Annotated in this window: 11 protein-coding genes and 1 riboswitch; of the genes, 6 read left to right on the plus strand and 5 right to left on the minus strand. The window is 58.4% G+C overall.

What is annotated here, in order from left to right:
* Positions 1-70: 70 nt before the first annotated feature.
* From thiE to F3J41_RS22895, 3 genes are all read right to left on the minus strand, one after another.
* The gene (gene thiE / locus F3J41_RS22885) at positions 71-718 is read right to left on the minus strand and encodes a thiamine phosphate synthase (RefSeq protein WP_021508201.1); all 648 of its coding nucleotides are present in this window, start codon (positions 716-718) and stop codon (positions 71-73) included.
* Positions 718-2,640, minus strand: coding sequence for a phosphomethylpyrimidine synthase ThiC (thiC, locus tag F3J41_RS22890; protein ID WP_021508200.1), 1,923 nt, complete (start codon positions 2,638-2,640; stop codon positions 718-720). Before thiC ends, thiE begins: the two co-directional genes overlap by 1 nt.
* A 91-nt stretch (positions 2,641-2,731) precedes the next feature.
* Positions 2,732-2,832, minus strand: a riboswitch (TPP riboswitch).
* Between the two features lie 151 nt (positions 2,833-2,983).
* Positions 2,984-3,490, minus strand: a complete 507-nt coding sequence (locus tag F3J41_RS22895; protein ID WP_021508199.1) for an Rsd/AlgQ family anti-sigma factor — start codon at positions 3,488-3,490, stop codon at positions 2,984-2,986.
* A gap of 88 nt (positions 3,491-3,578) precedes the next feature.
* Between F3J41_RS22895 and nudC the strand changes: the two genes are divergently transcribed.
* The 6 genes from nudC to F3J41_RS22925 all read left to right on the plus strand — a co-directional run bounded on the left by nudC (position 3,579) and on the right by F3J41_RS22925 (position 7,978).
* Positions 3,579-4,352: an NAD(+) diphosphatase gene (nudC, locus tag F3J41_RS22900; protein ID WP_021508198.1), complete on the plus strand. Its 774-nt coding sequence runs from the start codon at positions 3,579-3,581 to the stop codon at positions 4,350-4,352.
* 39 nt (positions 4,353-4,391) lie between these two features.
* A complete protein-coding gene (hemE, locus tag F3J41_RS22905) occupies positions 4,392-5,459 on the plus strand; it encodes a uroporphyrinogen decarboxylase (RefSeq protein ID WP_058769978.1) in 1,068 nt (355 codons plus the stop codon).
* Positions 5,460-5,461: 2 nt separating this feature from the next.
* Positions 5,462-6,130: a deoxyribonuclease V gene (gene nfi, locus F3J41_RS22910; RefSeq protein ID WP_058781855.1), complete on the plus strand. Its 669-nt coding sequence runs from the start codon at positions 5,462-5,464 to the stop codon at positions 6,128-6,130.
* 62 nt (positions 6,131-6,192) lie between these two features.
* Positions 6,193-6,783, plus strand: a complete 591-nt coding sequence (locus F3J41_RS22915; protein ID WP_031279834.1) for a YjaG family protein — start codon at positions 6,193-6,195, stop codon at positions 6,781-6,783.
* 188 nt (positions 6,784-6,971) lie between these two features.
* Positions 6,972-7,244 carry a nucleoid-associated protein HU-alpha gene (gene hupA, locus F3J41_RS22920; RefSeq protein ID WP_006121511.1) on the plus strand — a complete coding sequence of 91 codons (273 nt, stop codon included), beginning with the start codon at positions 6,972-6,974 and terminating at the stop codon, positions 7,242-7,244.
* 68 nt (positions 7,245-7,312) lie between these two features.
* Positions 7,313-7,978 (plus strand): DUF1481 domain-containing protein, encoded by a 666-nt coding sequence (locus F3J41_RS22925; RefSeq protein WP_021508194.1) that lies wholly within the window; start codon positions 7,313-7,315, stop codon positions 7,976-7,978.
* A 28-nt stretch (positions 7,979-8,006) separates the two neighbouring features.
* Here F3J41_RS22925 and purD read toward each other — a convergent pair whose 3' ends face one another.
* Together purD and purH are read right to left on the minus strand one after the other, a co-directional pair.
* On the minus strand, positions 8,007-9,287 hold the full coding sequence (gene purD / locus F3J41_RS22930; protein WP_150361801.1) for a phosphoribosylamine--glycine ligase: 1,281 nt from the start codon (positions 9,285-9,287) through the stop codon (positions 8,007-8,009).
* Positions 9,288-9,305: 18 nt separating this feature from the next.
* Positions 9,306-10,895, minus strand: a complete 1,590-nt coding sequence (gene purH, locus F3J41_RS22935; protein WP_150059786.1) for a bifunctional phosphoribosylaminoimidazolecarboxamide formyltransferase/IMP cyclohydrolase — start codon at positions 10,893-10,895, stop codon at positions 9,306-9,308.
* Positions 10,896-11,408: the final 513 nt, after the last annotated feature.

Raw genomic sequence — 11,408 nt, forward strand, 5'->3', positions numbered from 1 at the left:
CGGTCGCGCCAGCCCTGACTGCTGCCGTTTGCGCGCCGTATTCGCGGATTTTTAGCGCCGTTGCAGTCAGTTACAACGCTTTTGCAACATGCTCTGGGGATTCTACCAGCGCCAGCAGCTGGCGGGTGGCCGCCTGCCAGTCTTCCGCCTGGGTAATCGCGCTGACCACGGCAATGCTGCCGACGCCGGTCGCCAGCACCTCCGGCACGCGAGCCAGCGAAATGCCGCCAATCGCCACGGTGGGGATGTGCTGCAGCCGCGCCAGATGGCGCTTCAGCTCGGCTATGCCCTGTGGTGCAGAGGGCATCTCTTTGGTTTGTGTCGGAAAGATGTGGCCGAGCGCAATATAGGACGGACGCAGCGCCAGTGCGCGATCCAGCTCGGCGTCATCGTGTGTCGACAGACCCAGGCGTAAGCCGGCGTGGCGGATAGCGTCCAGGTCGGCCACATCCAGATCCTCCTGACCAAGATGCACACCATAAGCGTTGTACTTAATCGCTAAGCGCCAGTAATCGTTGATAAACAGCCGCGCACCGTACTGTTTGCCCAGGGCGATGGCATCGCGTACTGCGGCTTCAATCTGGCGATCATCGCCATCTTTAATGCGCAACTGCAGGGTGCGCACGCCGGCTGCCAGCAGGCGTTCAATCCACAACACGCTGTCGACAACCGGATAGAGCCCCAGTTTTGGCGCGGTGGCAGGGAAGGCTTCAGTCATCATTTTTCCTCTTTCAGGGCATCGGCGGCGTGATACAGCTCGCCGCCACGGCTACGGAAGGCATCGGACATTTGCGCCATGCCCAGCGCTATCGGCTGGGCTTCAGCCTGCTGGCGGGCGGCAAATTCGCGCACTTCCTGGGTGATTTTCATTGAACAGAATTTGGGGCCGCACATGGAACAGAAGTGGGCCACTTTGCCGGATTCCTGCGGCAGGGTTTCGTCGTGATAGGCCCGCGCGGTATGCGGATCGAGCGCCAGATTAAACTGATCTTCCCAGCGGAACTCAAAGCGAGCTTTCGACATGGCGTTGTCGCGGATCTGCGCGCCGGGATGGCCTTTAGCCAGATCGGCAGCGTGCGCGGCGATCTTGTAGGTAATCAGCCCCTGCTTAACATCCTCTTTATTCGGCAGGCCAAGGTGCTCTTTCGGCGTGACGTAGCACAGCATCGCACAGCCAAACCAGCCGATCATGGCGGCGCCAATCCCGGAGGTAAAATGATCGTAGCCCGGCGCGATATCGGTCGTCAGCGGGCCCAGCGTATAAAACGGCGCTTCATGGCAGTGTTCCAGCTGCTCGGTCATATTGCGGCGGATCATCTGCATCGGCACGTGACCGGGGCCTTCAATCATGACCTGCACATCATATTGCCAGGCGATTTGCGTCAGCTCGCCTAAGGTACGCAGTTCGGCAAACTGGGCTTCGTCGTTGGCGTCCTGAATCGAGCCGGGACGTAAACCATCACCGAGCGATAGCGCGACATCATAGGCGGCGCAGATTTCACAGATTTCGCGGAAATGCTGGTAGAGGAAGTTTTCCTGATGATGTGACAGGCACCACTTCGCCATGATTGAGCCGCCGCGCGACACGATGCCGGTCAGCCGTTGTGCGGTCATCGGCACATAGCGCAGCAGCACGCCCGCGTGAATGGTGAAGTAATCAACGCCCTGCTCAGCCTGTTCCAGCAGGGTATCGCGGAAAATGTCCCAGTTAAGATCTTCTGCGATGCCGTTGACCTTTTCCAGCGCCTGATAGATTGGCACCGTGCCGATCGGCACCGGACTGTTGCGCAAAATCCACTCGCGCGTTTCATGGATATAGCGGCCGGTCGACAGATCCATCACGGTATCTGCCCCCCAGCGCGTGGCCCACACCAGTTTTTCCACTTCCTCTTCAATCGACGAACTTACCGCCGAGTTGCCGATGTTGGCGTTGACTTTCACCAGAAAATTGCGGCCGATGATCATCGGCTCCGATTCCGGGTGATTGATGTTGGCAGGAATGATGGCGCGGCCGCTGGCCACTTCAGCGCGCACGAATTCGGCGCTGATATTCTCCGGCAGCTGCGCGCCAAAGCCGTGGCCGGCGTGCTGCTGCAACAGCGTTGCACTGCGGATACGCTCACGTCCCATGTTTTCGCGCAGCGCGATAAACTCCATCTCCGGCGTGATAATGCCCTGACGCGCATAGTGCAGCTGCGTGACGCGGCGACCCGCTTTGGCCCGGCGCGGCAGCGGCAGGTGTTCAAAACGCAGATGATCCAGCCCGTCATCCGCCAGCCGCTGCTGACTGTAGCTTGAGCTGAGTGCGCTGATGGTTTCGCTGTCGTTGCGTTCGGCGATCCAGCCGGCGCGCAATTTTGCCAGACCCTGATGCACATTGATGGTCGCGTGGGGATCGCCATAGGCACCGGCAGTGTCATACACCGGGACTGGTTCATTTTCTGCGTATTGCGGATGATCTTTGCTGCCGCCGGTGTGCGTCGGGCTGAGCTGAATTTCGCGCATCGGGACGCGGATATCCGCGCGGCTGCCGCTGATCCAGATCCGTTTGGAGTTAGGGAAGGCGGTTCCCTGGAGCGAATCGATAAATTTTTGCGCCTGCGCGCGTTGTTCACGACGTGAGGTTTTAGCATCAGACATAGCAAGTTTCCTTAAAACAAGGGGAAGCTGCTTGTCCGGAGTCCGGAAGGAGTAACAGAAACGGTGCCGGGCGCCTGACTGCACCGTGCTGATCACATCTACTCTTGTTCCCTTCGCAGGTACTAACCTGATCAGGTTCCGCGGATCCCGAATTAACGGTCTCAGCCCCTAAGGGCACTCCGACAAGTTTACGTTTTACGCGATAAGCGACTTTACTGACTGCTGCACGCTGCGCTTATATCGCAAAGTTTGATTGTGGATTGTCGTTAAAAAGACAATAAAAAAGCCCATTCAGCATAAAAGGGCTTTTCCTGAATAACAAGTCTTTTACAACTGCAGCGGTTCAGGCCGGACGAGCAATGGTGCTGTCATTGGCCACCGGCGGGCGCGCCAGCTGGTTATCCCAGGCGAGCTGAATCAGTTTGTCTTCCAGCGTAAAGCGTGACTCCAGCGCTTCGCCCACTTCTGACAGCGCCTGCTGGAAATCCACGCAGTTGTCGTCATTAATGGCCTGCTGCAGATGGCTGTCATACAGTTGCATCAGACGTTCAGTATTGCCTTCCAGCGCCGGATAGATCTGCGCTGCCGCAATCATCGGGCTGTCGCCGGACATCTCGCTGATGATGCGCTCGTAAACGCTGAAGTGGCCGGTAGAGAGATAGTCCACCAGACGATGGCAAAACGCATCCAGCGCCTGTTCATCCAGCGCGGTCAGCGCTTCTTTGTTCGGCTTCATGCCAATTAACTCGTAATAGGTGACGAGCAGCTGTCGACGGGCGCGCAACCATGAGTCGACTAATTCATTACCGCCACCTACACGCTCGGTCAGGTTATCTAACTGGGTAAGCATACGGGGCTCCAGGTGAGTTATAGTTGTTTATTACACACTTAACATCAGGATTTCAGCGTGCCATTTGACGCTAAGGACAACGATTAAGATGCAACGTGAGATCTCAAGCGTAGACGCTGGCTGGTGGATTGTCAGCTCTGCGCAGAAACTTTGGTTGCCGCAAGGCGAGTTGCCGCATGGCTTATCCGGCGAGTTTGGCCTGACCGGCAGCAGCGGCAGAGTGATTGGCGAGTGGCAGGGCGAAAACGTCTGGCTGGTATGCGAAGCGCGTCCGGACAATATGGCCTCGGTGCGCCAGCTGATTGACGAAGATGTCGGTCTGTTTCAGCTCGCCGGGCGCGGCGTGCAGCTGGCAGAGTTCTACCGTTCGCATCGCTGGTGCGGCTATTGCGGCCATGAAATGCAGCACAGCAAGCGCGAATTTGCCTGCCTGTGCAGCCACTGCCGCGAGCGCTACTATCCGCAAATCGCCCCCTGCATCATTGTGGCGATTCGTCGCGGTGAGGAGATCCTGCTGGCAAACCATGCGCGCCATCGCAACAGCATCTACACCGTGCTGGCCGGTTTTGTCGAAGTCGGCGAAACGCTGGAGCAGGCGGTGGCCCGCGAGGTGATGGAAGAGAGCAACGTGCGGGTAAAAAATGTGCGTTACGTGACCTCGCAGCCGTGGCCGTTCCCGCACTCGCTGATGATGGCGTTCATGGCGGAGTACGATGGCGGCGAGCTGCAGCACGATGGTAAAGAGCTGCTGGATGCTGGCTGGTATCGCTACGACGATCTGCCCCTGTTGCCGCCGCCGGGCACCGTGGCGCGCCGGCTGATTGAAGATACGGTTGCGCTGTGTCGCGCCAGCGCGGCGTGAAAATGCTACACTGCCGGCCTTAGCATGAGAGAGCCCATTATGAGTGAACTGAAGAACGATCGTTATCTGCGCGCCCTGTTACGCCAGCCGGTGGATATCACCCCGGTATGGATGATGCGACAAGCCGGGCGTTACCTGCCGGAATACAAAGCCACGCGCGCTGAAGCCGGTGATTTTATGTCGCTGTGTAAGAACGCGGAGCTGGCGTGCGAAGTCACCCTGCAGCCGCTGCGCCGCTATGCGCTGGATGCCGCGATCCTCTTCAGCGATATCCTGACCATTCCGGATGCGATGGGCCTGGGGCTCTACTTTGAGACAGGCGAAGGCCCGCGTTTCTCCCACCCCATCGCCTGCCGTGCCGATGTGGATAAACTACCGGTGCCGGATCCGGAGCAGGAGCTGGGTTACGTGATGAATGCGGTGCGCACCATCCGTCATAACCTCAAGGGCGAAGTGCCGCTGATTGGTTTCTCCGGCAGCCCGTGGACGCTGGCAACCTACATGGTAGAAGGCGGCAGCAGCAAGGCTTTCACCAAAATCAAGAAGATGATGTACGCCGAGCCGCAGACGCTGCACGCGCTGCTGGATAAGCTGGCAGAGAGCGTGATCCTTTACCTCAACGCGCAGATTAAAGCGGGTGCGCAGTCGGTGATGGTGTTTGATACCTGGGGCGGCGTGCTGACCGGGCGCGACTATCGCGAGTTCTCGCTCTATTACATGCACAAAATCGTCGACAGCGTGCTGCATGAGAACGAAGGACGACGCGTGCCCATCACCCTGTTTACCAAGGGCGGCGGCCAGTGGCTGGAAGAGATGGCGGCCACCGGCTGTGATGCGCTGGGCCTTGACTGGACCACCGATATTGGCGAAGCGCGGCGCCGTGTGGGCGATAAAGTCGCGCTGCAGGGCAACATGGATCCGTCTATGCTGTATGCACCCCCTGCACGAATTGAGCAGGAAGTGGCAGGGATTCTGGAAGGCTTTGGCGCAGGCGAAGGCCACGTCTTCAACCTCGGTCACGGGATTCATCAGGATGTTCCGCCAGAGCACGCTGGCGCGTTTGTGGAGGCGGTGCATCGGCTATCACGACCATATCATCAGGGATAAGCATGGATTTAGCCGCACTACGACAGCAACAGGTACAGCTCGCCGCCAGCGTGGTGCGGCAGGATGATTTTGACGTACTGCCGCCGCGCTTCATTGGCGGCGCCGATGTCGGTTTTGAACAGGGCGGCGAGGTAACGCGCGCCGCCCTGGTGATCCTCGAATACCCTTCATTAACGCTGGTGGAGCATCGCATCGCGCGTGTCGCGACCACCATGCCTTATATCCCCGGTTTTCTCTCGTTTCGCGAAATTCCAGCCCTGCAGGCGGCGTGGCAGCAATTGTCGCAGCGGCCCGATCTGCTGTTCGTCGACGGCCATGGCATCTCTCATCCGCGCCGGCTGGGCGTTGCTGCGCATTTCGGCTCGCTGCTGGATGTGCCAACCATCGGCGTAGCGAAAAAGCGCCTGTGCGGCCGTTTCGCTGAGCTGGATGCGGCACCGGGCAGTCGTCAGCCGCTGATGGATAAAGGCGAGCAGATTGCCTGGGTGTGGCGCAGCAAGACGCGCTGCAATCCGCTGTTTGTCTCAACCGGCCACCGCGTCAGCCTCGATAGCGCACTGCACTGGGTTGAAGCCTGCATGGCTGGCTACCGCTTGCCGGAGCCAACGCGCTGGGCCGATGCCGTGGCGTCTGGCCGTCCCGCTTTTGTGAAGTGGCAAAATGCGCGCTAACGCTGTTTGTACGCGGCTTTTGCGGTACACTGCCGCCAGCTAATCTACCGAGAGTAAGTTTGATGTTACAGAACCCCGTCCATTTGCGTCTGGCGAAGCTGGAAAGCTGGCAGCACATGACCTTTATGGCCTGTCTGTGCGAGCGGATGTTCCCCAATTACTGGGCCTTCTGTCAGCAGACCGAGTTTGCCGATCCGCAGCTCTATCGCCGCATTCTCGACCTGGTGTGGGAAAGCCTGACGGTGAAGGATGCCAAAATCAATTTCGACAGCCAGCTGGAGAAACTGGAAGCGGCGATCCCAAACGGTGACGACTTTGACGTTTACGGCGTGCACCCGGCGATTGATGCCTGCGTGGCGCTGAGTGAACTCCTGCACGCGCAGCTGAGCGGTGAAACGCTGGAGCACGCCATCGAAGTCAGCCGCACGTCGATCACCACCGTGGCCATCCTCGAAATGACCCAGGCCGGTCGCGAAATGAGCGACGAAGAGCTGCGTGACAACCAGGCGGTAATTGACGAATGGGACCTGCAGTGGGAGATTTTTCGCCTGCTGGCAGAGTGCGAAGAACGGGACCTGGAGCTAATCAAAGGGCTACGTGCAGACCTGCGTGAAGCCGGAATCAGTAACATCGGTATAATTTTTCAGCAATAAGGCGAGAAAACGTGACTTCAGGCCCGAATTACCGCGCCTGGAGGCTTCACATCAGCCCCCTGTCTGGTCTACATTTGGGGGGCTGAAAATTGTGGCTATCGGTGCGTGCAGGCTGAAGAGTGCCAGAATATGGCTTTTCCCTCGCACTCGTTGCTTAGCAAGCGATAAATACACTTTAAGGATAACTTATGAACAAGACTCAACTGATTGATGTGATCGCAGAGAAAGCGGACCTGTCTAAAACCCAGGCTAAAGCTGCGCTGGAATCTACCCTGGCTGCGATCACTGAGTCTCTGAAAGAAGGTGATGCTGTACAACTGGTTGGTTTTGGTACTTTTAAAGTGAACCACCGCGCTGAGCGTACCGGTCGCAACCCGCAGACTGGCAAAGAGATCAAAATCGCTGCAGCTAACGTGCCAGCGTTCGTCTCTGGTAAAGCACTGAAAGACGCTGTTAAGTAAGTTTTCCGCATCGCGGTTTAGCTTTAAAAGAGGGGCGATTTCGCCCCTTTTTGTTACCGGGGCCTGCTATGCTGAACATCTCTCCTCAGCGCCTCTGCGCCATCCTCCTCGGGGTATTACTCACCGGCTGCAGTGCCACTCCCGATCTTCCGGCTTTCACCGCCAGCGGCTATCTGTCTGACCGTGGCACGGTGCGAATCTGGCGTAAAAACGGCGACCACGAAGCCGTCCATCTGCGTACCGTCTATACCCCTTTCAATGGCGATAGCCGGGAAACCACCGACTATATCTGGCAGGCGGATAAACTGCTGAGCGTGGAACGGCACGTCACTGGCCAGCAGCCGGACGACGTAACCCTGCGTTTCGACCATCAGGGCAACCTCAATTTTATGCAGCGACAGCTGGCTGGCCGGCGTGAAGCCGTCAGCGCCGACAGCGTCGAGCTGTACCGGTTTGACGCGCAGCGCATGCTGGCGCAGAGCAATGCACTGCTGAGTGGTCGGGTACTGTTGCGGCAGGGGCACTGGCAGGGCGGTACGCAGGTTCGTGACTGTGAGGGGCAGCAGGTGAATGTGGCGTTCGATCGCGACACGCTGGCAACGCTGTATCGACAGCAGCAGGGGCAGCAACAGCCGATTACCCTGTCGTGGCTGGAAGCGCCAGAGGGGATTCAGCTGCTGCGTGCCACGCCGGAAGATGAGTGCCGCTGGCAGCCGAAAGAGGCTGATTTTTAGCGGCGACCGGCTGGCCGCCGCCGGGGGCTTACTTGCGGTTAATCGCGCGGTAACCGATATCATTACGGCAGAAGCTGCCGTTCCATGAGATGTGCTGCGCCAGCGCGTAAGCATTCTTCTGCGCTGCTGCCACATCTTCACCCAGCGCAGTCACGCACAGTACGCGACCGCCGCTGGTCACCACCAGGTCATCTTTCAGGGTGGTGCCGGCATGGAATACCTTCCCGTCCGCGACATCTTCCAGCGGCAGACCGTGGATCTGATCGCCCGTGTTGTAGTCGCCCGGATAACCGCCAGCGGCCAGCACCACGCCGAGTGACGGGCGCGGATCCCACTGTGACTGCTGCTGATCGAGCGTGCCGTCGACGGCGGCGAGGCACAGCGCGACCAGATCCGACTGCAGGCGCAGCATGATCGGCTGCGTTTCCGGATCGCCGAAGCGGCAGTTGAATTCGATCACCTTCGGCTGACCGGCTTTGTCGATCATCAGACCGGCATACAGGAAACCGGTGTAGGTGTTACCTTCCGCTTTCATGCCGTTGACGGTTGGCCAGATGATCTGATCCATCACGCGCTGGTGGATCTCATCGGTCACTACCGGTGCCGGTGAGTAAGCGCCCATGCCACCGGTGTTCGGGCCGGTGTCGCCGTCGCCAACACGTTTGTGATCCTGGCTGGTGGCCATTGGCAGGACATTATCGCCGTCCACCATCACGATGAAGCTGGCTTCTTCACCATCAAGGAATTCTTCGATGACGATGCGGTGACCTGCGTCGCCAAATGCATTGCCGGCCAGCATGTCCTGTACTGCCGCTTCCGCTTCGGCCAGCGTCATGGCGACAATGACGCCTTTACCCGCGGCCAGACCGTCCGCTTTGATGACGATCGGCGCGCCTTTCTCACGCAGGTAAGCCAGCGCGGGTTCCACCTCGGTGAAGTTCTGGTATTCCGCCGTCGGGATCTGCTGGCGGGCAAGGAAATCTTTGGTGAAGGCTTTTGAGCCCTCCAGCTGCGCGGCCGCCTGCGTCGGGCCAAAGATTTTCAGGCCGGCAGCGCGAAACGCATCGACTACGCCAATCACCAGCGGCGCTTCCGGTCCGACGATGGTCAGGTCGATGTTTTCCTGCTGCGCAAACGCCAGCAGTGCCGGAATATCGGTGGCGCTGATGGCCACGTTCTGCAGGGCCGGCTCCAGCGCGGTACCGGCGTTGCCTGGCGCAACAAATACCGTTTCTGCCAGCGGCGACTGTGCTGCTTTCCACGCCAGCGCGTGTTCACGTCCACCATTACCAATCACTAAAATTTTCATCGTTACGGCTCCAGGCTATTAATGGCGGAAATGACGCATGTCAGTGAAGATCATCGCGATGCCGTGCTCGTCGGCGGCAGCAATAACTTCATCATCGCGAATGGAACCGCCCGGCTGGATCACACAGGTGATGCCCACTGCTGCTGCGGCATCAATGCCATCGCGGAACGGGAAGAAGGCGTCGGAAGCCATGGCGGAACCCTTCACCTCCAGTCCTTCGTCAGCGGCTTTGATGCCGGCAATTTTGGCAGAGTAAACGCGGCTCATCTGGCCCGCGCCAATACCGATCGTCATGTTGTCGCGTGCATACACAATGGCGTTGGATTTAACGAATTTCGCCACTTTCCAGCAGAACAGCGCGTCACGCAGTTCCTGTTCGGTCGGCTGACGCTGGCTGACAACGCGCAGCTGGCTGGCATCGACCATACCGAGATCGCGATCCTGAACCAGCAGGCCACCGTTGACGCGTTTGAAGTCGAGACCGGCCACACGGCTCTGCCACTGACCGCACACCAGAACGCGGACGTTCTGTTTGGCTGCGGTCACGCGCAGTGCCGCTTCACTGGCCGATGGCGCAATAATGACTTCCACGAACTGACGGCTGATGATCGCCTGCGCGGTCGCTTCATCCAGCTCGCGGTTAAAGGCGATGATGCCGCCGAACGCCGAGGTCGGATCGGTTTTGTAAGCGCGCTCGTAGGCGGCAAGAATTGAATCGCCTGCGGCGACGCCGCATGGGTTAGCGTGCTTGACGATAACGCAGGCTGGCTCGCTGAACTCCTTGACGCACTCCAGTGCCGCATCGGTATCGGCAATATTGTTGTAGGACAGCGCTTTGCCCTGCAACTGCTGTGCAGTGGCGACCGACGCTTCGCTGACATGCTCTTCAATATAGAAAGCAGCGTCCTGATGGCTGTTCTCGCCGTAACGCATATCCTGCTTTTTAATAAAGTTGAGGTTCAGGGTGCGCGGGAAGCGGCCGGCCGGCGCGGTGCTCTCGCCGTGATAGGCCGGTACCAGGCTGCCAAAGTAGTTGGCAATCATGCTGTCGTAAGCGGCGGTGTGTTCAAAGGCTTTGATGGCCAGATCGAAACGGGTTTCCAGCGTCAGGGAGTTTTCGTTGGCATCGAGCTCCGCGATGATCGCGTCGTAGTCACTGCTCTTCACCACGATCGCCACGTCTTTGTGGTTCTTGGCTGCCGAGCGCACCATGGTGGGACCGCCGATATCAATGTTCTCAACGGCATCTTCCAGGCTGCAGTCGGCTTTCGCCACGGTCTGGGCAAAGGGATAGAGGTTCACCACCACCATGTCGATAGGATTGATGGCGTGCTCGGCCATGATGGCATCATCGGTGCCGCGACGGCCCAGAATGCCACCGTGCACTTTGGGGTGCAGCGTTTTGACGCGTCCATCCATCATTTCCGGGAAACCGGTGTAGTCAGAAACTTCCGTGACGGGCAGGCCGGCATCTGCCAGCAGGCGCGCGGTGCCACCTGTGGAGAGCAGCTCAACACCACGATGGGAGAGGGCCTGAGCAAATTCGAGGATACCGGCTTTGTCAGAGACACTGAGCAGAGCGCGGCGTACAGGACGACGTTGTTGCATGGTGGTTTTATCCCTTGGCTTTGTTTCGCGTAAATAAGAGCGTTACATCAGGCTTAACTTTCTCTCTCTATATATATAGAAGAGAACATTTACCTCAGGTAACGCCCCAAAAGGGGCATCCTTGACGTCGCGGGGCATTGTAGCGAAAACGTTTGCGCGATGCTCGCCTAAATTTATTACCGGCTGCAGATGTGGATAACTTTGTGTGTAACCGGGTATAAGGCGGGGTTTTGCTGTGGAATGCAGCGAACGATTGTTTTTATTGAATTTAGCGGTTGCGCGTGCCGAACAACTCCCTATAATGCGCCTCCATCGACACGGCACAACGACTTACGGAATGCGGTGTAGACAGGAAGCTTCGTTAAGAACTTCCGCCGGAGAAAAATGCTGAAAAAAGTGTTTGACTCTGAAGGAGGAAAGCGTAATATACGCCACCTCGCGACAGCAGGCCGAACGCCGCGTCGCACCGCTCTTTAACAATTTATCAGACAATCTGTGTGGGCACTCGCAGGA

It is taken from the genome of Pantoea sp. Ap-870 (assembly GCF_011752515.1).
GTDB lineage: Bacteria > Pseudomonadota > Gammaproteobacteria > Enterobacterales > Enterobacteriaceae > Pantoea > Pantoea dispersa.